The organism is Nonomuraea sp. CA-141351, from assembly GCF_050944675.1.
Taxonomy (GTDB): Bacteria; Actinomycetota; Actinomycetes; order Streptosporangiales; family Streptosporangiaceae; genus Nonomuraea.
In genome coordinates this window covers 1,476,241-1,497,565 of record NZ_CP191982.1, presented here as the reverse complement: position 1 = coordinate 1,497,565, position 21,325 = coordinate 1,476,241, and the positions used below count along the sequence as shown (strand labels likewise).

Here is a 21,325-nt window from a genome sequence, read left to right as displayed (position 1 = left end):
GGCCTTACACATAACTTGCTATTTCCGTAGGTGGTCCACCGCCATACGCGCCGCCGTGCCGATCACCGCGTCGGCACGCGGCTGGTTGAGCGCGGTACTGAAGGACCGGGTGACCACGGCCACCGCGTAGCGCCGGCCGTCGGGGTATTCGACGACGCCCGACTCGCTGCGCAGCGTGGGCAGCGTGCCGGTCTTGCCGCTGACCGCGACGTCGTCGTACGGGAAGCCGGAGGCCAGCCGGTGCGGCCACACCTGCATGTTGAGCACGCCGCGCATCCAGGCGCACGACTCCTCCGAGGCCGCCTCGTCCCGCCAGATCAGCCCGAACAGCCTGGCCAGCTCGCGAGGGGTGGACCGGTTCGTCCGCGCGGGGTCGAGCACGCTCAGCCGCGCGAGGTCCTCGGGATCCACGTACGGCCACCCGTGCCCAGTGTCGAGGCCCATGCTGTCGTTGAGCTCCCGGCAACTCTGCGTCACCCGCGTCCCGTGGAGCCCGAACCCCGCCAGCACGGCGTTGACCGCGTCGAACCCCACCAGCTCCAGCAGCACGTCGGCCGAGGTGTTGTCGCTCACCGTGATCATCAGATACGCCAGGTCGCGCAGCGAGATCGTCACGTCGTCGAGCATCGCCGAGATCCCCGTCGGCCCCGGCACCCGGTCACCGGCCGTCACGGTCACCCGTTCGGAGAGATCCAGCAACCCGGCGTCGGCCTGCCGGCACAGCGCCACCAGCAGCGGCACCTTGAACATCGACGCCGAGGGCAACGGCTCGTCCGGCCCGTGCCCCACCTCTCGCCCCGAATCGATGTCGGCGGCATACAGCCAGCCGGTCACGCCCGCCGTGCGGAACAGCGCGTCGAAGTCGGGGGGGCTCATGCCAGCATCCCCGGCCGGCGACTGACCCGCCGCACGGACACCGCGCCCTCGTCCGTCATCCCGGCGCTCTCCTTCAACGTACGTACGGCCACGGCCGAGAAGTCGTTGACCGTGTTCGCCGCCACGCGCCAGGCGGTGGAGACCCGGCACGTGATCGGCGAGCCTAGCAGCGGCCGCCAGACCAGCCCCGGGAGCTCCACCTTCGGACCGAACGCCACCGCCGCCCCCGCCAGCACCAGACCGAGCCCGGCGCCCTCGTGCACCTGCACGGGCACGTAGCCGTGGCGGCGGCACTCCACGAGCATCTCCGAGTGCAGTCCCGGCTCGCCCTCCTTGGGTGGCATCAGCAGCTCGCGGCCTGCCAGATCGGCCAGGTGCACCTCGCCGACGCCGGTGAGCGGATCCCCCTCGGCCAGCAGCACGCCCTGCGCCTGCACCAGGACCTGGCCGAACCGCAGGCCGGGCGCGGAGACCGGATGGCGGACGAGGCCGACGTCGATGCTCCCTTCCGCCAGCGCCGTCACCTGGTCGGCGGTCCAGATCTCGGCGGGCGCGAGGCGTACCTCGGGATTGGTCTCGCGGAAACCCGCGACCAGGGCGGCGATCACGGCGGCGGCCAGGTCGGGCGGGACGCCGACCTTGAGCACCGCTCCCTCGCCCTGTCTGGCCAGCTCGTGCAGCCGATCCACCCTGGCCACGATCTCGCGGGCCTCGCCCAGGAGCAGCCTGCCTGCCTCGGTGAGCCGTACCTGGCGGGCGGAGCGGTCGAACAGCCGGACGCCGAGCTCCTCCTCCAGGCGCTTGATGCGCTGGCTGAGCGGCGGCTGCGCCATGCCGAGGCGGATGGCGGCGTTGCCGAAGTGGAGTTCCTCCGCGACCACGGCGAAGTAGCGGAGATGCCGAACGAGGTCCACGACCAGCCACTATATCCACATTTATATCTTTAAGGCGCTCATATCAGTATTGGACACCCCTGCCACTGCTCTGGTGTCCTCTGCCTCATGGCACCACAAAGGGGGACAATGTACGCACGGCGCCGCCGATGGCCGTGGATCTTTCCGGCATTCCTGGTTCCGGTCGTAGCGGCAGGGGGCGTGATCTGGGCACTCCGCACGGAGGGCTCGCCTGTGGAGACGGCCGACAAGTATCTGGCGGCGTGGTCGGCCCAGGACTATGCGGGGATGCGCGCCCTCGTGGCCGACCCGCCCGCCGACTTCGAGACCTGGCACCGCCGCTTCCGCACCGACCTCAAGGTCACCGGAGCGGATTTCTACCGCCCCAGGCCGACGGGGGTCTTCGCCTCCTACGGAGAAGAGATCGACTTCCACGCCAAGCTGACCGGCCGGCACAACTGGGACTACAGCGGCGAGCTCAAGCTCGTCGAACGCGACCGCACCTGGAAGGTGGCCTGGACGCCGGCGACCATCCACCCGCTGCTCAAGCAGGGCCGCTCGCTACGCGTCATCACGCAGCAGGGCGACCCCCTGCAGGTCCTGGCCGCCGACGGCACCCCGATCAACACCCCGTCCGCGCCCGGCTCGGTGCAGCAGCTCGTGGAGGGCATCAAGCAGACGTTCCCCGACCGCTTCAAGTCGCCGGCCCGCACCCGGATCGACCTCTACGAGGGGGACAAGCCCATCCAAACGGTCGTCCGTGCGGGCGGATACCGCCCGCTCCAGACCACCATCGATCTGAAGGTCCACCGGGCGGGAGCCAAGGCCCTGGAGGGCGTCTCCCAACCCGCGTCCCTGGTGGCCCTCCGGGCCTCGACCGGCGAGATCCTCGCCGTGGTGAACAAACCGGGTGGCTTCAACCGGGCGCTGCTCGGCAAGTATCCGCCCGGCTCGACGTTCAAGGTCGTGACGGCCTCCGCGCTGGTCGCGGACGGGACCGAGCCGTCCCGCCAGGTCACGTGCCCCGCCGAGAAGAACATCGGCGGCTTCCCGTTCCACAACGCGGACTTCGAGGACTTCGGCACGCTGTCGTTCGAGGAGGCGTTCGCGCATTCGTGCAACACGACGTTCGGGGAGATGAGCGTGGCCCGGCTGAACGGCGGCCGCCTGGCGCAGGTCGCCCGCAGCTTCGGCTTCGGCACCCCGATCACGCCCGGCGTCCCCGCCGTCCGCGCCGAGTTCCCCGACCCGAAGGACGACACGGACCTGGCCTCCGCCTCGATCGGCCAGGGCCGCGTCCTGGCCAGCCCGCTCAACATGGCCTCGGTCGCGGCCGCCATCGCCTCGGGCGCGTGGATCGCGCCCAGCCTCGTCAAGGAGGAGCTGATCCCAGACGCCCAGCCGACCAACCCGCACCCGCTGGAGGAGGGCGTGGTGGCCGCCCTGCGCAAACTCATGCCCGCCGTCGTCACCGAAGGCACCGCCCACGCGGTCCACTTCCCCAAGGGCACGGCAGGCAAGACGGGCACCGCGGAGTACGGCTCAGGCAAGGAGCCCCCGACCCACTCGTGGTTCATCGGCTACCGAGGCGACCTGGCCTTCGCCGTCATCGCCGAGGGCGCCGGCCCAGGCGCCACCGTAGCCGCCCCAGCCGCCGCCCGCTTCCTCACCGCCCTCTCCTGACCCACCCGACTACCTCCCGGCGCGAGCGGGGACACGGCTGGGCAACACGAACACACGACGCGAAGACGCAGCCGCCCAGGCGCGAGGCGCAGAGGCACAGGCAGGGGCAGGCGCGGGCCCCGGTGGGCGCAGGGACGTAGGCGCGGGGTCGGGGCGCGCTGCGGGCGGGCGCTGCAACACGTAGCCTCGGGGCGAAGGGAAGCTGTGCGGAGGCGAAGGGCGTCACCCACCGCAATGCGCATCCCGGCCGCGCCGCGTCGGCGGGACGTGGTGCGGTGGGGGCCGGCGCAATACGGTCGGCGCCCATGCCGGGCCACGGTGCCAGTCCAACGTCTCGCTCGTCACGGCGAGCAGCCCGTGAGCCTTCACGACCGGCCATGACAGACGGAAACCAGCGGCGGCGCGTGCGGTTACCTTGGCCCAGCCGTAACGGATGGGCTTGAAACGGCCGCACAGCGGAAGGGGAAGGTTCAGAGGGCGCGCGCAGAGGAGAGGCTCGCCACGGCGGCGACGACTTCGGAGGCGTTGGAGAGGTCGGGCAGGACCAAGTCGGCGCCGGCGTCGCGTAGTTCGGCGGCCATGGAGCGCCCGGAGGCGACCCCGATCATCGCGGCCCCGCCGATCTTGGCGGCCTGCACGTCGCGCGTGGAGTCCCCGATCACCACGGTGTTGGCCGCGGTGAACGGCGTGCCGAGGCGCTGTTTGGCGCGCGACTGGGCCACCTGCAGCAGCGTCGCCTTGGGGTAGACCTCCTCGCCGTATCCCCCCAGCGCGAAGTCGATGTGCTTGTCCAGCCCGAACGCCTTGAGCTTGTGCACGGCGTTGCTCTTGATGGTGCCGGTCAGCACCGTCTGGATCACGCCGTCGAGCCGGGAGACCGCCTTCAGCGCGTCCTTGGCCCCCGGCATCATCCGCCCCTCCTTGGCCAGCCGCCCGCGCCGGTCGGCGAAGGCCATGGCGAGCGCCGACAGGAACTTGGGCAGGTGATCGTCCTCGGCCTGGATGCCGTTGACGGCGAGCGTCTCGAAGACGATCTCGGAGTCCGGGCGGCCCATCGGGGGCACGAGCTTGACCAGCGGTCGCCCGGTCACGAAGCGGAACGCCTCGGCGTAGGCATCTCTGGTCACGATGGCGACGTCGACCAGCGTCAGGTCGATGTTCCAGAGCACAAGGCGGTTGATGGCAGCCTCCAGGGGGGTGACGCCGCATAGCGTACGACGGGCCGCTGCTCGAGTCCGGGCCTTGAGCGATAAGGGTACGGCCAACGCCCGGCTCGGGTTCGGGCCTGAGCGATTAAAGCATGGGGCAATGCGAGCCCTGATAAAAGCACAGGCTGACGAACCGAAGGCCTTACGCGTAGCCGAGCGCGTCGGAGAGGGTGTCGACCACGGGGAGGCCGGTGCCCTCCAGGTCGGCCCTGGTGGTCATCCCGCCCGTGTAGAGCACCGCCTTGGCCCCCACATGCTTGGCGGCGAGCCCGTCGTCCACGCTGTCGCCGATCACCAGGATCTCGCCGGGGTCCACCCCGATGGCCGCGATGTGCGCCATCATGTGCACGGCCTTCTCGCCGCCCGTGGTCCCCAGCAGCCCGTCGATCCTCTTGAAGTGCCCCGTGATGCCGAACGACTCGACCTTGGGCACCAGGTGTGCGTGCGGCGCCATCGAGCAGAGCGACTGGCTGCCCGTCCAGTTCGTCAGGACGAACTCGGCGTCATCGGCCAGCCCGCAGGCCTCGCTCAGCCGGAAGTAGTGCTCGTGGAACCCGTCGTCCAGCAGCTCCCACTCGCCCTCGGCCAGGGGACGGCCGAGCATCCGCTCGTAGGCGACCCAGATGGGCCGGGTGTAGACCGCGCGGAAGCCGTCCGCGGTCATCACAGGAAGCGCGTACGGCTTGAATACTTCGTTGGTGGCCCCTACCACGGCGTCGATGTCGTGGAAGAGCGTGCCGTTCCAATCCCAGATGATGTGCTTCGTCATGTTGCGACAAGCTTAGACGGCACGCGTGACATTTCGATGAACGCCCAGGGCAGGGGCCGCGGCCATCCGGCCACGGCCCCCGGCGAAAAGCTAGCCGCAGGCCTTGGTGGTGCTGCCGGAGGCGTTCTGGCCGCCGCGGCCGCCGTTCCACTGGAGCGAGACGGTGCCGTAGGCGCACATGTTGTTGGCCTCGACCATGTTGCCCCAGTGCCGGCCCTTGTTGCCCGCCTTGAACCGGAACTGGTCATACCGCTTGTCTGCGGCGTAGACGCTGATGGTGCCGGTCGCCGAGGAGGACGATCTGATCTCCACCCAGTTGGTCTTGCACTTGAAGGACCACCACAGCTTGATCGTCCCGACCGTTTCCACGCGGCTCTTGATGTTGGCCGTCCGCACCACCTTGGCCGAGTTCCAGCAGCCCGACTTGGCCGGGTCCTGGTGGTCGTACGGGTGCGGCTTGGCCTGCGCGTTCGCGGGGGCGACCGCCAGCAGGGCCGCCGCCACGGCTCCCACGGCGGTGGCCGCGACTCGAAGCTTCACTTGGGACCGACTCCTTGCGTCCGACGAACATTGCTGCGTCGCGACCCTAGCGAGGCCCGGCTCCAGGTGTTCAAGGAAGCGTGATCGATGTGACACCACCGTTATCAGCGCAGGAGATCGGGGATCTCCTGCGTGGCGTACCACATGAGCTCGTGCGCTTCGGCCCCGTCCACGGTGAATCTCGCGTCGTCGTCGCCCTCGTCGGCGGCCGGCAGCGCGGCGACGGCGGCCTCGATGTCGGGGGTGGCCTCGTGGTCGTCGATGTGCACCGCGGCCACCTTGGCCAGCGGGATCGAGTCGGCGAGGCGTACTCGCGCCCGTTCCTCCAGATCGACGCCCGCGGAGACCGAGCGGTCGGGCACCTCGGCGGCGACCACCACGCGCCGCGGCGCTGCCTCGACGCCGTCGGCGAGGTCGGCGGCCAGCATCCGCAGCGAGGCGCGGGCCGCCTCGGTGAGCGCCACGTATTCGAGCTCCTCGGTGTCGCCCGAGGCATACCACTCGGTCAGCGCGGGGGTCACCGCGTAGCCGGTCAGTGGGGCCGGGCCCAACTCTCCTACCTCGACCGCTGTGGCCAGGGCCGGGAGAGTGCACGGCAGATAGACGCGCATGACGAACCTTTCGTGCTTTCTGGCCGAGCTCCGCTCGGCGTGCTCTATCTTGCCGGTCGCAACGTCAGACGGAGGAGAGTCTCGAGTTCCACGATGGTCGAGTCCGCGTCTCTGTGGTGAATGCCGGCGATGCCGAGCGCGCGGGCGGCCAGGATGTTGGCCTCGATGTCATCGACGAACACGCATTCCTCGCCGCCGAGCCCGATCAGGTCGAGCGCGTGGTGGAAGATGCGGGGCTCGGGTTTGCGCATGCCGACCTCGCCGGAGATCACGACCGCGTCGAAGACCTCGTCCCAGTCGTCACGGGGATACTCATTCGACCAGGAGTTAGAGAGCAAACACGTTTTGACACCATTTTTCCGTACGTCGCGGAGCATGTCGTACATTGCGTCAACTCGTTCGAATCCCGCGAACATCCGGGTGAGCAGCCCTTCTGCCACGGGCGGCACGCCGTCCAGAGTCAGCAGCCTGGCGGCGAGGTCACGCTCGAAAGCGGCGCCGTCGATCTCGCCCCTCTCCAGCGCGTGGACGACACTCTCGCCGTCGCCGTGGTAGGCGTGGTCGACCATCTCCCGCATCACCTCGCGGTAGTGGTCGCCGTCGATCCTGTCGGCCACGATCCAGCGCGTGATGGCGTCGGAAAGGCCGGTCGTCAGCACCCCGCCCCAGTCGATGAGCACACCCGTAAGCACCGTTCCAGGGTAGAGCAGCCCCGGATGTCTCCTTTACACCGACCGAGCGTTTGTTAGTCGGCGAAACCCCACAAAAGGAATGTCCGAAATATCCCGTTAAGGTGATCCTCCAGCGACAGGTCGCTACCCAGAAAGGACCGCCGTGCGGACGACGATCCTGATCACCTCCCCTGACCGATGGACCGCCCCAGGACTGGAACTCTTCGAGTTCCCGCCGATCTTCCCCGGCGGTCCGGAATGGCTCACCAAACCGGTGCTCATCGCCCTGCTCAGCTCGGCTGTCGCCATCGCCGTGTGCTGGGCCGCGTTCGCCAAGCCGAAGATCATCCCACGTGGCTGGCAGAGCATCGGCGAGTACGCGTACGTGTTCGTGCGCGAGCAGATCGCGAGGCCCAGCCTCGGCAAGGACTCCGACCGCTGGATGGGCCTCCTCCTCACGGTCTTCCTGACCGTGCTCATCTGAAACCTGATGGGCATCATCCCGCTCATCCAGTTCCCCCTGGCCGCGCACATCGCCTTCCCCCTGGTGCTGGCGCTCACCGTGTACGGCATCAAGATCTACCTGGGCGTCCGCCACCACGGCGTGCGCGGCTACCTGAGGGGCATCGTCCACCTGCCCGGCCTGCCCGGCTGGGCGTACGGGCTCTACGCCCCGATGATCCTGGCCGAGGTGTTCCTCACGTCGCTGTTCACCCACTTCATGCGGCTGTTCGCGAACATGTTCGCCGGACACGTCCTCGTGGCCTTCTTCAGCTCGGTGGGCTTCTGGTTCCTGTTCGAGCGGCTCACCCCGCTGGGCGCGGGCCTCGGCGTCGTCGGCGTGCTGATGACGATCGTGATGACCGCGTTCGAGATGTTCATCCAGTTCCTGCAGGCGTTCCTGTTCGCCATGCTGGCCGGGATGTTCATCGCCAGCGGGCTGCGCGGCGAGCACTAACGCGTGACGCGGGCGGCCAGCCTGCGGTGCTCCGCGGAGCGCAGCACGCCGGCCGCCTCATCCGCGTCGGCCACGGGGGCCTTGACCAGGAATCCCCTGTTCTGCCTGAGCGTGAGCAGCCGGGTGACCGACTGGTCGAGCCGCTGCTGGGAAATCCGGCCCGACTTCACCGCCGCCACCACCGCCTGATACGCCTTGGGCAGGTCGTTCGGCATGAGCAGCAGGTCGGCCCCGGCCAGGACAGCCCGCACCGCGATCTCCCCGTCGTTGTACTTCTTGCGCACACCCGCCATGTTGAGCGCGTCGGTGGAGATCACGCCCTTGAAGCCGAGCTTCTGCCTGAGCAGGCCGGTCAGGATGGGCTTGGACAGCGTGGCCGGGTCTCCCGACGGGTCCAGCTTGGGGAAGACGATGTGGGCGCTCATCACGGCGTCCACCCCCGCACCGATCGCGGCCTTGAACGGCGGCGCGTCGATCCGCTCCCACTCGGCCTTCGTGTGCTTGATCACGGGCAGCCCGGTGTGGCTGTCGACGTCGGTGTCGCCGTGGCCGGGGAAGTGCTTGGCGGTGGCGGCCACCTTCGCCTCGCCGAACCCCTTGACCGCCGCCGCCACCATCTTCGCCACCCGCGCCGGGTCGTCGCCGTAGGCCCGGCGGCCGATGACCGGGTTGTTCGGGTTCACGTTCACGTCGGCGACCGGGGCGAAGTCGAGGTTGACGCCGAGCGCGCGCAGCTCCTCTCCGGTGGCCTCGGCCACGGCCCGCGCCCGGTCGGGGTCCTTGGTCGCGCCGATCTCGGCGGCGCCGGGGAAGTCGGTCATCAGTGCGGACATCCGGGCCACCAGGCCGTTCTCCTGGTCGGTGCCGATCAGGAGCGGGACGTCCTTGGACGCCTTCTGCAGGCCGTTGGTGAGGCCGACGACCTGGCCGACGCCCTTGATGTTGTGCGGGAAGAGGATCACGCCGCCGAGGTGGTACCTGGCGATGACCTTGGCCGGGGTGCCGGCGCCGTACCTGGCCTGGTTCTCGCCTGACACCGTGTCGGCCGCGGTGCCGTACAGGACGGGCATGAAGAGCTGGCCGACCTTCTCCTCGACGTTCATCTTCGACAGGGCGCGCTCGACGGAGTCCGCCTGGGCCTGCGGCGGGCTCTGCGGGGTCGTGGTCTGCGCGGGCGGCGCGGCCTTGCCTCCGGTGGGAGTCGCGCCCGCCGAGTCGCAGGCGGTGAGAGCGATCGCGAGGAGGCCTGCCGTACCGATCCGTCGAAGCATGCCTCCAAAGGTATCCATGCGATGACCCGGGTGAGACCGCCCTTTTACCAAACCCCGGCGTGCTCCGGCGTGGGCCCATCGCGAGCTGAGGCGGACTGGGGCCGGGCTGGGCGGATCACAGGCCCAGCCGGTCGAGGCCGGGCAGGTGCGCGCGGGCCGCCGCACGCGCGTAGCCCGCCGTCGGCTGCGCCCGCGCGGCCTCGGCGGCACGGCGGCACTGGTCCAGCGTGTGCGCGGCCAGTACGGCGCGTACGGCGGGCAGCGCGGCGGACGCCATCGACAGCGTGGAGACCCCGAGCCCGACGAGCACGCACGCCAGCGCCGGGTCGGCGGCCGACTCGCCGCAGACGCCGCACGGCTTGCCGGTTTTCGATGCGGCGGCCGCGGTCATGGCGACCAGGTCGAGCAGCGCGGGCAGCCACGGGTCGTGCAGCGCGCTCACGGCGGCGAGCTGGCGGTCGGCGGCGAAGGCGTACTGGGCGAGGTCGTTGGTCCCGATCGAGACGAAATCAACCCGGGCGAGCAGCTCCCGGGCCCTCAGCGCGGCCGACGGGATCTCGATCATCACGCCCACGTCGCCAAGGCCCCTGGCCCGGCACTCCTGCGCGAACCAGCCCGCCTCCTCGGCCGTGGCCACCATCGGCGCCATGACCTGGAGCCCCGGGGACGCGACGGCCGCCAGTGCACCGAGCTGCGCCTCCATGACGTCGGGGAACCTCCTGAACCTGCGCAATCCCCGCTCCCCCAGCGCCGGGTTCGGCTCGGGAGGCGCGGGCAGGAACGCCAGCGGCTTGTCGGCGCCGCCGTCCAGCGTGCGCACGATCACCTTGCCGCCGGGGAACGCCTCCAGCGCCGCCCGGTAGGCACGCCGCTGCTCCTCGGCGGAGGGCGGCTCGGTCCTGTCGAGGAAGAGGAACTCGGTCCGGTAGAGCCCGATGCCCTCGGCCCCCGCGCTGATGGCGTCGTCGAGTTCGGACGGGCCGCCGATGTTCGCGTGCAGCGGAACGCCGTGCCCGTCTGCGGTCCTGCCGGGACCCTTCACCGAGGCGAACGCGGCGTGCCTGGCGGTGTCCGCGCCGACCGCCTCGGCCACGTCGGACTCGGCCGGCTCCACGCGCACGTCTCCCGAGGTGCCGTCGGCCATCACCCGGACGCCAGGGCGGATGGTGGTCGCACCCGGGCAGGCCACGACGGCGGGCACGCCCATGGCCCTGGCGATGATCGCGGTGTGGCTGGTGGGGCCGCCCTCCTCGGTGACGAACGCGGCGACGTCCTGCTTACGCAGCAGCGCCGTGTCGGCGGGGGCGAGGTCCCTGGCGACCAGCACGTACGGCTCCTCGGGAGCGATCGGGAGCCCCTGCATGGCGCGCCCGTAGAGCAGCGCGATCACGCGGTCCCTGATGTCGTCGAGGTCGGCGGCCCGTTCGCCCAGGTAACCGCCGGATCCGGCCAGCACGTTCCGATATTTCGTGAAAGCTTCAAAGATCGCCCTGGGAGCGGCGAGGCCGCGGTCGATCAGCGTTCGCACCTTGACGACCAGCCCGGGGTCCTCCACCATCAGCGCCTGGGCCTTGAGTATCTCCTCGGCCTCGCCGCCCGCGCGGTTGCCGCGGGCCTCGAGCTCGCCCGCGACCTGCGTGAGCGCGACCATCGCGCGCTCCTTCTCCTGATCCGCCTCGCCTGTGTAGGTGGCGCCCTCGGGGGGTTCGGGCACTGAGACGGTCAGCACGTAAGCGGGGCCGTGCCCGATACCCGGGCTGACCCCGACCCCCCGCAGGTTCATGGCGTGCCGGCGATCTCGGCCAACTCGTCGAGGACCTCTTCCGCGCCCTCGCCGTCCGCGCTGATCACGACGGTCTCACCCTGCCTGACGTCCAGCGCCATGATCGCGAGGATGCTCTTGCCGTTGACCTTCTCCCCGCCGTGGGACTTCGTCACCGTGATGTCCATGGGGGCCTTCTTGGCCCGCTGGACGAAAGTCGCGGCGGGCCGGGCGTGCAGCCCCACCTCCGCGGCCACGGTGACCTTGCGCTCACCCATTACTCCTCCTTCTGTGCCGGTCCAGACCAGCCGGACCCTCTGTCTGATAGCGCCCGTTCATTGTGACGCCTCGGCCGCCGTGGCTAGTCCCATCGGAAAAGCTCGTCTCCCACATGCACTGCCCCCTCAGCGACCGCGCTCACGGAGTCGGCATCGAGCGCCACGACCGGGCAGACGGGCGAGCGCCCGCCCGCCTCGATGACCGCCGGGTCCCACGCCACAATGGGCTGCCCGGCGCTGACCCTGTCACCCTCGGCGGCAAGGAGCCGGAACCCCGTGCCTTTGAGCTGGACAGTGTCGATTCCCAGGTGCACCAGCACGCCTTTGCCGTCGTCGCCCACGATCACGTACGCGTGCGGATGTAGTTTCATGATTTTTCCAGCTATGGGGGCTACGGCCTTCCCCGGCCCCCTCAGTGGATCGATCGCCGCTCCAGGCCCGACGAGCCCAGCGGAGAACACCGGATCGGGCACGGCGGCCAGCCTCACAGCCTCCCCCTCGACCGGGGCGAGAACAGTCGTCATGATCTCGCCCTTAGCCGATGATGTCCTCGATGTCGCTGGCGATGGTGTCCGCCTCCGGCCCCACGACGACCTGGACCACGTTTCCCGCGGCCATCACGCCGTGCGCCCCCGCCGCCCTGAGTGCGGCCTGGTCGACTTTGGACGCGTCATGCACCTCCGTGCGCAACCGGGTGATACAGGGCTCGATCTCGATGATGTTGTCGGCCCCGCCGAGCCCGGCGATGATCGCGTTCGCATCCGCCGCCATCCGGCCCTCCCTAGCTTTTGTGACCAGGTTAGATCAGTCGGTCTGGGTGACCTTGTTCAGCCCGCGCGGCGCGTCAGGGTCGATGCCGAGCCTGCGGGCCAGGGCCTCGGTGAGCAGCTGGCCCGGCACGATCAGGCCCATGGGCGCCACCCATTCGGGCAGGTCGGGGCCGTTCAGCGCGGCCGTGCCCGCCCGTGCCAGCGCCTCGCCGCCCCCGACCGTGTAGGCCGCCGCGCCCGCGGCCACCACGCGCTCCGCCAGCGCGATCGTGCCGGGCAGCGTGGGACTGTTCTGGGCGGCGACCAGCAGCGCGGGGGTGTCGGCGTCGACCACGGCGATGGGGCCGTGCAGCAGGTCCGCGTACGACAGGCCCATGGCGTGCAGGTAGCAGGCCTCCTTGAGCTTCAGCGCCGTCTCCAGCGCCGTCGAGAACGCCAGCCCGCGCCCGGACACGACGACACCCGGCTTGTCGAACAGCCCCTCGACCACGGCGTCCAGATCGCCCGGCTCGGCGATCAGCTTCTCCACCGCCTCGGGCACCCGCCGCAGGTCGTCCGCGTCCACGTCGGCGCCCAGCCCCAGCGCGAGCACGGCCAGCGCGGCGAGCTGCGTGGTGTACGTCTTCGTCGCGGGAACGGCCTTCTCCTCCCCGGCGACCGTACACAGGGCCACGTCGGCGGCCTGCGCGAGGGGGCTGTCCTCTCCCCCGTTCGTGATGCCGACGGTCCTGGCCCCGCAGTCCTTGGCCCAGGCCAGCGTCTCGACGATCTCCTCAGTGCGCCCCGACTGCGAGATCGCGACGGCCAGAACCCCGTCAAGGTCGAGCCGGCGCTTGTACGTCGTCGCGATCGAGGGCGCGGCCAGCGCGGCCAGGCGGCCGGCGTGCGATTCGACCAGGTAACGGCCGTACACTGCTGCGTTGTCGGAGGTGCCCCGCGCGATGAACAGCAGCTGGCGAGTCTGCTCGCCCACCGCCCTCACCTCGCCGGCCCTAGGCAGCAGGGCGTCCAGCGTGGCCCGGAGCGCGGCCGGCTGCTCGGCGATCTCGCTGCGCATCTTCGTGGTCATCTCGGACTCGTTCCTTAAATGGTTCCGGTGCGGGCTTGACCGCATTTCGCGACATGTGGTCTAGTCCGGACTAGACCAGTACGAACCATAACCCATTGCCCAGGTCACGTTCGAGGGGAGGATCCGTGGCGCACATCGATCCGGACAGCCCGGTGCCCAAGTACTTCCAGCTTCGCGAGATCCTGCTGGACCTCATCGACAGCGACGAGCTCAGCATCGGGGCGGCCATCCCGTCCGAGCGCGAGCTCTGCCAGCGCTTCGGCCTGTCCAGGATGACCGTACGACAGGCCGTCGACCACCTCGTGTCCGAGGGCCGCCTGCACCGCGTGCCCGGCAAGGGAACGTTCGTCGCCCGGCCCAAGATCGAGCTGGCGCTCCAGCTGACGTCGTTCACCGACGACATGAGAGCGCGAGGCATGATCCCGGGCTCGCGTGACCTCGACCGCCGCATCGTGCGGGCCAGCGCCCACCTGGCCAAGGAACTGGGGATCCAGCCGGGCGAGGAGGTGCACTTCATCGAGCGGCTGCGGACGGCCGACGGGGAGCCGCTGTCCATCGAACGGGCCCACATCCCGGTCAAGCTCGCACCCGACCTAGGTTCCCTGGATCTGTCAGACAAATCGTTGTATGAGCTGTTGGAGAGCCGCTACGGCCTGGTCATGGACGCGGGCGAGCTCACCATCGACGGCGGCATCGCCGACCCGAGCGACGCCGACCTGCTGAAGCTGCCCCGCGGCGGCGCCGTACTGTTGCTGCAGCGCAGGTCGTTCGCCGGCGGCGTCTGTGCGGAGCTGGGCGTGTCCACGTACCGCGCGGACCGCTACCAGCTGCGTACGATCCTGGAAATGCCCGTAAGACGGGGCTGAGGCCTCACCCGGCTCGGAGGAACGCCCGGTGAACGAGACCACCGCCGCCCGGCCTTCGCCGTTCGCTCGCGTGATGACCGTGCTCCAGCGGCTGGGCCGCTCCTTGATGCTGCCCATCGCCGCCCTGCCCGCGGCCGCTCTGCTGCTGCGCTTCGGGCAGCCCGACATGCTGGGCTCCAACGGCGCCGAGCCGGGGGGACTGGCGGACGTGGCCGGGTTCGCCTGGATGAACCAGGTCGCCGAGGTGCTGGCCGCGGCCGGCGCTGCGCTGCTCGAGAACCTGCCGCTGCTGTTCGCCGTGGGGGTGGCGATCGGCTTCGCCCGCAAGGCCGACGGCTCCACCGCGCTGGCCGCGGTGGTCGGTTACCTGGTCTTCGACCGCGTGTCCAAGGTGATGTTCTTCGGCTCGGACATCAGGGACACCGTCCTCATCAAGGAGGTCCAGGCCCAGGGCGTCAAGGAGGTCATCGACTACGGCATGCAGAACCCGACCAAGGTCCTCGGCGGCATCGTCATGGGCCTGGTCACCGCCCTGCTCTGGCAGCGCTTCTACCGCATCAAGCTGCCGTCCTGGCTGGCCTTCTTCGGCGGGCGCAGGTTCGTACCGATCATCACCTCCATCGCGGCGCTGGTCCTCGGCGTGCTCTTCGGCTGGCTCTGGCCGGTGATCGGCGAGTGGATCCGCCACGCGGGCGAGGCCCTGGCCTCGATCGGGCCGATCGGGACCGGCATCTATGGCCTGATCAACCGCCTCCTGATCCCCTTCGGCCTGCACCACTTCGTCAACTCGGTGGTCTGGTACGTGGTGCCGCAGTGCGATGTCGGCGGCCGCGTGCTGGGCGGGGACTGGAACTGCTACTTCGGCGGCGCCCCGCACTCCGGCCAGTTCATGGCAGGCTTCTTCCCGATCATGATGTTCGCTCTGCCCGCAGCGGCCCTGGCCATGTGGCGCGCGGCCCCGCCGCACCGCCGGGCCACGGTGGGCGGCATCATGCTGTCGGCCGCCCTGGCGTCGTTCGTCACGGGGATCACGGAGCCGATCGAGTTCGCCTTCATTTTCGTGGCGCCCCTGCTGCTGGTGGTGCACGCCGTACTGACCGGCCTGGCCATGGCCTTGACCACCTTGATCGGCGGCCAGCTGGGGTTCGGCTTCTCCGCGGGCCTGCTGGACATGCTCCTGAACGCCAGCAAGTCGAATACCCAGAACTTGCCCGGAATCCTGATATTGGGCGTCGTTTATGGGGTGATTTATTACGTGGTCTTCACGTTCCTCATCCGCAAGCTCAACATCATGACCCCGGGGCGCGAGCCCGAGCCGGACGTCGATTCGGGCGAAACCTAACTACCTCTGGGCTCGACCAGAACGGTTTGGGGCGTCCCTCAAGCAACCTGATCACGCCCGAAACTGCCCTGCGACCCCCACATCGGGGGATCCAACTTCCAGCAACCTTCTCCACCAAACCCGGACAAGCTAAATCGACGCTCGGAGAAGTTGGCGGCATTTGTATTCCTCAGCCAGACCGAAAACTCCTTAAAAGCGATTGTTTCTTCGCCAAGAGTTTGGAGGATGCGTGTCACCAGCCCCCCGCGTCGGCATCACCCCCGCCCCCGAGCCCCCGTACGACGAAGAGCAGCCGACGGCGCAACTCGGGACTCCGGAAATCCACGGCGCGCTGGCCCTGGACCCGCGCCCCCTGGTATGGGGCCCGCCAGGGGCCATTCCCGACGAGCGCAAGCTGCGCCACCTGGGACAGGCCCTGGCCGAGGTCCTGGCGGGCCGACGCCCTCCGGAAACCGTGGCGGACAAGCTCACGGCCCGCGCCTACCGGGAGCTCATCCAGGCCGGGCAGATGATCCAGACGGCCCGCCCGCCGTTCGCCGGAAGCGTGCACGTGAAGGAGCCCCGGGAGGGCGCGGTGGAGATGTGCCTCCTCATACATTGCGGAGAGCGCAACCACGTACTCGCCATCCGCCTCGAACGGAGAGGCGTCCAATGGCTCTGCACGGACTTCGAGACGGCGTAGGAAAAAGAAGAGACCCCCACACGAAGTGGGGGTCTCCGAAGAGCTGTCAGGCGGCGTTCTTGGGATCGCCGTGGCAGCGCTTGTACTTCTTGCCGGACCCGCACGGGCAAGGCGCGTTACGCTCCACATTCCCGTACGCGGCCCGCTCCTCCGAGGTGGTGCGGACCCGGGTGTGCTCGACGTCGCCCTGCTCGCCAGGCGCCGAGTATTCGAGCTCGGCGGGCCGCTCGGGCCCGCGCAGCCCGCGCGCGATGATCGAGCGGGTTTCCGCGATCACCGCGTCCTCTTCCTCGACGATCGGGTTTTCCTGGACCTCCACCTCGAGGTTGAACAGGAACCCGACGGAGTCCTCCTTGATGCCCTCGAGCATCGCGGCGAACATCTCGAAGCCCTCGCGCGCGTATTCGATCTTGGGGTCCTTCTGCGCGTAGGCCCGCATGCCGATGCCCTCGCGCAGGTAGTCCATCTCGTAGAGGTGCTCGCGCCACTTCCTGTCGAGAACCGAGAGGATCACGCGGCGCTCCAGGTCGCGCATGGTCTCGGGGCCGAACTCGGCCTCGCGCCTGGCGTAGGCCTCGAGCGCGTCCGCCTTGACCTTCTCGCTGATGAGCTCGGCGGACAGCTCCTCGCGCCCGCCGGCCTCCTCGATGACGTCGTCGATCCTGAGGGAGATCGGGTAGAGCTCCCCGAACGCCTTCCACAGCTTGTCGAGGTCCCACTCCTCGGCGAAGCCCTCGGACGTGGCGCCCTGCACGTAGCCGTCGATCACTTCGCCGACGAAGCCGCGCACCTGCTCGTGCAGGTCGGCGCCCTCCAGGACGCGGTGGCGCTCGGCGTAGATGACCTTGCGCTGGCGGTCCATCACCTCGTCGTACTTGAGAACTTCCTTGCGGATCTCGAAGTTCTGCTGCTCGACCTGGTGCTGGGCGGAGGCGATCGCCTTGGAGACGATGCCGGACTCGATCGGCTGGTCGTCGGGGATGTTGAGCCTGGTCATGATCATCTCGACCCTGGCCGAGTTGAACAGGCGCATGAGGTCGTCGCCGAGCGACAGGTAGAACCGCGACTCGCCGGGGTCGCCCTGACGGCCGGAGCGGCCGCGGAGCTGGTTGTCGATGCGGCGCGACTCGTGCCGCTCGGTGCCGAGGACGTAGAGGCCGCCGAGCTCGGTGACCTCGTCGTGCTCGGCCTTGACCGCCGCCCTGGCCTTCTCCAGCGCCTCGGGGTAGGCCTTCTCGTACTCCTCCGGCGTCTCGACCGGGTCGAGCCCGCGCTGGCGCAGCTCGAGGTCGGCGCGGAACTCGGAGTTGCCGCCGAGCATGATGTCGGTGCCTCGACCGGCCATGTTGGTGGCGACGGTGACCGCGCCCTTGCGCCCGGCCTCGGCGATGATCGCCGCCTCGCGGGCGTGGTTCTTCGCGTTGAGCACCTCGTGCGGCACACCGCGGCGCTTGAGCGCCTTGGAGAGCCGCTCGGACTTCTCCACCGAGGTCGTGCCGACGAGGACCGGCTGGCCGGCCTCGTAGCGCTCCTTGATGTCGTCGACCACCGCGTCGAACTTGGCGTCCTCGGTCTTGTAGACCACATCGGCCTGGTCCTTGCGGATCATCGGCCGGTTGGTGGGGATCGGGACGACGCCCAGTTTGTACGTCTGGTGGAACTCGTTGGCCTCGGTGACGGCCGTGCCGGTCATGCCGGACAGCTTCTCGTAGAGGCGGAAGTAGTTCTGCAGGGTGACCGTGGCGAGGGTCTGGTTCTCGTCCTTGACCTTCACGCTCTCCTTGGCCTCGATGGCCTGGTGCATGCCCTCGTTGTAGCGGCGGCCGTGCAGGATGCGGCCGGTGAACTCGTCGACGATCAGGACCTCGCCGTCGGAGACGATGTAGTCCTTGTCCTTCTTGAACAGCTCCTTGGCCTTGAGCGCGTTGTTCAGGAAGCCGACGAGGTGGGTGTGCTCGGGCTTGTAGAGGTTGTCGATGCCGAGCCAGTCCTCGACCTTTTCGACACCCGCCTCCAGAATGCCGACCGTGCGCTTCTTCTCGTCGACGATGTAGTCGCCGGTGCTCTCCTCGCCGGGATTCTTCGCCTCGACGCCCCTGCGCAGGCGGGGCACGATCTTGGCGAACTCCTGGTACCACTTGCCCGACTGCTCGCCGGGGCCGGAGATGATCAGCGGCGTGCGGGCCTCGTCGATCAGGATCGAGTCGACCTCGTCGACGATCGCGTAGTTGTGGCCGCGCTGCACGCACTCTTCGAGCGACCACGCCATGTTGTCGCGCAGGTAGTCGAAGCCGAACTCGTTGTTGGTGCCGTACGTGATGTCCGCCTGGTACTGCTTGCGGCGCTCGTCGGGCTGCTGGCCGGCCAGGATCATGCCGACTTCGAGGCCGAGGAACCGGTAGATGCGGCCCATGTTCTCGGCGCCGACCTTGACCAGGTAGTCGTTGACGGTGATGACGTGGACGCCCTTGCCCGCGAGCGCGTTGAGATAGGCGGGCAACGTACAGGTCAGGGTCTTGCCCTCACCGGTCTTCATCTCCGAGATGTTGCCCATGTGAAGGTTGGCGCCACCCATGATCTGCACGTCGAAGGGCCGCTGGCCGAGCACGCGGCGGGCCGCCTCGCGCACGGTCGCGAACGCTTCGGGAAGCAGATCGTCGAGGGTTTCGCCGTCCGCATAGCGCTGCTTGAATTCGTCCGTCAGCGCACGCAACTCCGCGTCGGACAGGCTCGTGAAGTCGTCCTCGATGGAGTTGACCTGGTCTGCGATCCGCTTGAGCTTGCGCAGGGTCTTACCTTCGCCGGCACGTAGGATCTTGTCGAGAATGGCTGCCACTTTATGTAAAGCTCCTCGCAGGTCTACCCCGGCGGCGCCGCCAGGAGGAGAGGCCGAGACAAACTTCCCCGTTGCCATCGTAGGCGGTTCCGCAACCAGACACAGCCACCGTGACGACGAGGGCGCCTGACCTGTCTGGGAGAATGGGGCAAGGCAGAGGGTATGCCGGTTGAGAGCCGGCTCGCACCAATAAGCGCGATAACCGGCAAAGGAAGGATTAGTCATGGTTGAGGCGAAGTCGGAGCATGCGGAGAATCTCGGCAGCCACGGCGGGCGCGCGTCTTCGTGGCTGGCGGTGACCGTGATGCTGGTGGGCACCGTGGTGGCCGGCTTCGGCCTGACTGCCGCCAACTGGACGATGGTGTGGGTCGGCGCCGGCGTGTTCGTCGTGGGCGGCATCCTGGCCCTCGTCTTCGACATCTTCACCGACGTCGTGATCGACGCGCCGCGCGTGGGCATGCACGCCGAGGATCACCGCTGACGCAGGCCGCACCAAGCGGGCACCCGCCCCAACGGGTGCCCCGCCACCGCCCTCATCCCCGACCCCGGATCCCGGGCGTGTCCTCAGCGCTCATGCTCCCCGCACCGCGGCCGATGCGCGACACGGCACGGCCCCGATGACGCCTCCGTACCACCGGACTGGCGCCCGGCATCCGGCACGGCTGTGATGGCGGTCTTCCGGCGTGCGCGTGGTGGACCGGCCCTCCGGCCGTCCACATGCTCATGACCGGGCCCGACGGCGGCCACGAATCAGCACAAGCAGCCCGCGGAAACACCGGCGGCGGGGCGAATGCGCGCGCCGCGATGCCGGGTGGCGGCGACGCGTGGACGAGCACCACACGGCACGGCCGAGCACGGCGCGATGCGGTGACGGGCGATGCGGTGACAGGCTCAGCGCGAGGCAGGACCGGCGGCCCGAAGCCGGGACCAGCAGTTCGGGCCGGCCGGACGAGCGCCGTTTTTGTCGGTCGTCGCCGCTAGATTGCTCGCATGCATCGCCGTACGGACTCTCAACCATGACCGGTGCCACCGACCTCACCCCCGACGAGGCGCGCCGGATCATCCTCCGTTCGCAGGGCCTGATCGGCGCCGATGCCCGCAGGGCCGGCGCGCACGCCATGCTGCGCAGGCTGGGCGCCGTGCAGCTCGACACGATCTCGGTCCTGGCCCGCTCCCACGAGCTGGTCGCGTACGCCCGCCTGGGCGCGGTGGGCAGGCCCAAGATCGAGCGGGCCTACTGGCACAATCCCGCCCAGAGCTTCGAATACTGGTGCCACGCCGCCTGCATCCTGCCCATCGAGCACTGGCCGCTCTATTCGTTCAGGCGCCGGGCATACCTCAAGCGGCGCTACCGCTGGCACGAGGTCCCCGACGGCGTCGACAAGCTGCTCACGCAGGTCCGCGAGCAGGGCCCGCTCACGACCTCCGAGGTCGGCGGCGCCAAGAACGGCGGCCCGTGGTGGGACTGGTCGGAATCCAAGATCGGGCTGGAGTGGCTGCTCGACATCGGCGAGCTGGTCTGCAGCCGCCGCGTCGGCTGGCGGCGCGTCTACGACCTGGCCGAGCGCGTGGTCCCCGCCGGACTGCTGGCCGAGGACCTCTCCGACGAGGAGTGCATCGCACGCCTGGCCGCCGTGGCTGGCCGCTCTCTGGGCGTGGCCAACCGGACCGACCTGCTCGACTTCCTCCGCCTCAGGGGCGAGCACGCGGCCATGCTCGACGAGCTGCTCCTCAGCGGCGCCGCAGGCCTGGTGCCCGTGACGGTCACGGGCTGGCCGGGCAAGAAGGGCCGGCCCAACGCCTGGGCGGACCCGGCGGCCCTGGAGTCCGCGCCGCGCGGCCGTCACCGCACGACGTTGCTGTCGCCGTTCGACTCCCTCATCTGGCACCGCGGCCGCACCGAGCGCGTCTTCGGCTTCCAGTACACGCTCGAGCTCTACGTCCCCAAGCACAAGCGCGTCCACGGCTACTTCACGATGCCGGTGCTGGCGGGCGGCCGCCTGATCGGCCGCGTCGACCCGGCCCGCGAGGGCACCACCCTGGTCATCAAGCAACTCCACCTGGAGCCGGGCCTCTCGACCGCCAAGTGGGCCGACGCCTTGAGCGACGCTCTGTGGTCGGCGGCCGAGTGGGTGGGCTGCGACGCCGTACGCGTCGAACGCGCCGACCCCCCGGAGCTGGTCCCATACTTGGCTCAGTCAGTACGGTGACCTGAGTTCGGTCCCGAATCCCGGAGGGGC

Annotated in this window: 20 protein-coding genes and 1 pseudogene; 7 read left to right on the top strand and 14 right to left on the bottom strand. The window is 69.3% G+C overall.

Going from position 1 to position 21,325, the window contains the following annotated elements:
* Positions 1-18: 18 nt before the first annotated feature.
* Together ACQPWU_RS07630 and ACQPWU_RS07625 are read right to left on the bottom strand one after the other, a co-directional pair.
* Positions 19-876, bottom strand: a complete 858-nt coding sequence (locus ACQPWU_RS07630) for a serine hydrolase (protein WP_433437955.1) — start codon at positions 874-876, stop codon at positions 19-21.
* Positions 873-1,790 (bottom strand): LysR family transcriptional regulator, encoded by a 918-nt coding sequence (locus ACQPWU_RS07625; protein WP_433437954.1) that lies wholly within the window; start codon positions 1,788-1,790, stop codon positions 873-875. Before ACQPWU_RS07625 ends, ACQPWU_RS07630 begins: the two co-directional genes overlap by 4 nt.
* 180 nt (positions 1,791-1,970) lie before the next feature.
* On the opposite strand from ACQPWU_RS07625, the gene ACQPWU_RS07620 reads away from it, so the two are divergent.
* Positions 1,971-3,452: a penicillin-binding transpeptidase domain-containing protein gene (locus ACQPWU_RS07620; protein WP_433437952.1), complete on the top strand. Its 1,482-nt coding sequence runs from the start codon at positions 1,971-1,973 to the stop codon at positions 3,450-3,452.
* A gap of 470 nt (positions 3,453-3,922) precedes the next feature.
* On the opposite strand, the gene ACQPWU_RS07615 is transcribed toward ACQPWU_RS07620, so the two are convergent.
* The 5 genes from ACQPWU_RS07615 to ACQPWU_RS07595 all read right to left on the bottom strand — a co-directional run bounded on the left by ACQPWU_RS07615 (position 3,923) and on the right by ACQPWU_RS07595 (position 7,272).
* Positions 3,923-4,621 (bottom strand): HAD family hydrolase, encoded by a 699-nt coding sequence (locus ACQPWU_RS07615; protein ID WP_360691337.1) that lies wholly within the window; start codon positions 4,619-4,621, stop codon positions 3,923-3,925.
* Between the two features lie 181 nt (positions 4,622-4,802).
* Positions 4,803-5,429 (bottom strand): HAD family hydrolase, encoded by a 627-nt coding sequence (locus tag ACQPWU_RS07610; protein ID WP_433437951.1) that lies wholly within the window; start codon positions 5,427-5,429, stop codon positions 4,803-4,805.
* Between the two features lie 90 nt (positions 5,430-5,519).
* Positions 5,520-5,969: a DUF2690 domain-containing protein gene (locus tag ACQPWU_RS07605; RefSeq protein ID WP_433437950.1), complete on the bottom strand. Its 450-nt coding sequence runs from the start codon at positions 5,967-5,969 to the stop codon at positions 5,520-5,522.
* A 104-nt stretch (positions 5,970-6,073) separates the two neighbouring features.
* Positions 6,074-6,580: a DUF6912 family protein gene (locus ACQPWU_RS07600; RefSeq protein WP_433437949.1), complete on the bottom strand. Its 507-nt coding sequence runs from the start codon at positions 6,578-6,580 to the stop codon at positions 6,074-6,076.
* 44 nt (positions 6,581-6,624) lie between these two features.
* A complete protein-coding gene (locus ACQPWU_RS07595; protein ID WP_433437948.1) occupies positions 6,625-7,272 on the bottom strand; it encodes an HAD family hydrolase in 648 nt (215 codons plus the stop codon).
* 142 nt (positions 7,273-7,414) lie between these two features.
* Between ACQPWU_RS07595 and ACQPWU_RS07590 the strand changes: the two are divergent.
* Positions 7,415-8,209: pseudogene (locus ACQPWU_RS07590) on the top strand (F0F1 ATP synthase subunit A).
* On the opposite strand, the gene nagZ reads toward ACQPWU_RS07590, so the two are convergent.
* The 6 genes from nagZ to ACQPWU_RS07560 form a co-directional block, all read right to left on the bottom strand.
* Positions 8,206-9,480: a beta-N-acetylhexosaminidase gene (gene nagZ, locus ACQPWU_RS07585; protein ID WP_433437947.1), complete on the bottom strand. Its 1,275-nt coding sequence runs from the start codon at positions 9,478-9,480 to the stop codon at positions 8,206-8,208. The pseudogene ACQPWU_RS07590 and the gene nagZ overlap by 4 nt on opposite strands.
* 115 nt (positions 9,481-9,595) lie before the next feature.
* On the bottom strand, positions 9,596-11,263 hold the full coding sequence (gene ptsP / locus ACQPWU_RS07580) for a phosphoenolpyruvate--protein phosphotransferase (RefSeq protein WP_433437946.1): 1,668 nt from the start codon (positions 11,261-11,263) through the stop codon (positions 9,596-9,598).
* Positions 11,260-11,520, bottom strand: a complete 261-nt coding sequence (locus tag ACQPWU_RS07575) for an HPr family phosphocarrier protein (protein ID WP_360691312.1) — start codon at positions 11,518-11,520, stop codon at positions 11,260-11,262. Before ACQPWU_RS07575 ends, ptsP begins: the two co-directional genes overlap by 4 nt.
* 83 nt (positions 11,521-11,603) lie before the next feature.
* On the bottom strand, positions 11,604-12,044 hold the full coding sequence (locus ACQPWU_RS07570) for a PTS sugar transporter subunit IIA (RefSeq protein WP_433437945.1): 441 nt from the start codon (positions 12,042-12,044) through the stop codon (positions 11,604-11,606).
* A 10-nt stretch (positions 12,045-12,054) separates the two neighbouring features.
* Positions 12,055-12,318, bottom strand: coding sequence for a PTS glucose/sucrose transporter subunit IIB (locus tag ACQPWU_RS07565; RefSeq protein WP_360691366.1), 264 nt, complete (start codon positions 12,316-12,318; stop codon positions 12,055-12,057).
* A 6-nt stretch (positions 12,319-12,324) separates the two neighbouring features.
* Positions 12,325-13,359, bottom strand: coding sequence for an SIS domain-containing protein (locus tag ACQPWU_RS07560; protein ID WP_433437943.1), 1,035 nt, complete (start codon positions 13,357-13,359; stop codon positions 12,325-12,327).
* A gap of 125 nt (positions 13,360-13,484) precedes the next feature.
* Between ACQPWU_RS07560 and ACQPWU_RS07555 the strand changes: the two genes are divergently transcribed.
* From ACQPWU_RS07555 to ACQPWU_RS07545, 3 genes are all read left to right on the top strand, one after another.
* Positions 13,485-14,225 carry a GntR family transcriptional regulator gene (locus tag ACQPWU_RS07555; RefSeq protein WP_344996602.1) on the top strand — a complete coding sequence of 247 codons (741 nt, stop codon included), beginning with the start codon at positions 13,485-13,487 and terminating at the stop codon, positions 14,223-14,225.
* Between the two features lie 28 nt (positions 14,226-14,253).
* The gene (locus tag ACQPWU_RS07550) at positions 14,254-15,567 is read left to right on the top strand and encodes a PTS transporter subunit EIIC (RefSeq protein WP_433437942.1); all 1,314 of its coding nucleotides are present in this window, start codon (positions 14,254-14,256) and stop codon (positions 15,565-15,567) included.
* 229 nt (positions 15,568-15,796) lie between these two features.
* Positions 15,797-16,249 carry an Rv3235 family protein gene (locus tag ACQPWU_RS07545; protein ID WP_433437941.1) on the top strand — a complete coding sequence of 151 codons (453 nt, stop codon included), beginning with the start codon at positions 15,797-15,799 and terminating at the stop codon, positions 16,247-16,249.
* A gap of 46 nt (positions 16,250-16,295) precedes the next feature.
* On the opposite strand, the gene secA is transcribed toward ACQPWU_RS07545, so the two are convergent.
* Positions 16,296-19,085, bottom strand: coding sequence for a preprotein translocase subunit SecA (secA, locus tag ACQPWU_RS07540; protein WP_433437939.1), 2,790 nt, complete (start codon positions 19,083-19,085; stop codon positions 16,296-16,298).
* Positions 19,086-19,308: 223 nt separating this feature from the next.
* Between secA and ACQPWU_RS07535 the strand changes: the two genes are divergently transcribed.
* Together ACQPWU_RS07535 and ACQPWU_RS07530 are read left to right on the top strand one after the other, a co-directional pair.
* A complete protein-coding gene (locus ACQPWU_RS07535; protein ID WP_360691295.1) occupies positions 19,309-19,566 on the top strand; it encodes an HGxxPAAW family protein in 258 nt (85 codons plus the stop codon).
* A gap of 535 nt (positions 19,567-20,101) precedes the next feature.
* Positions 20,102-21,295 carry a winged helix-turn-helix domain-containing protein gene (locus ACQPWU_RS07530; RefSeq protein WP_433437937.1) on the top strand — a complete coding sequence of 398 codons (1,194 nt, stop codon included), beginning with the start codon at positions 20,102-20,104 and terminating at the stop codon, positions 21,293-21,295.
* The last annotated feature ends 30 nt before the right edge of the window (positions 21,296-21,325 follow it).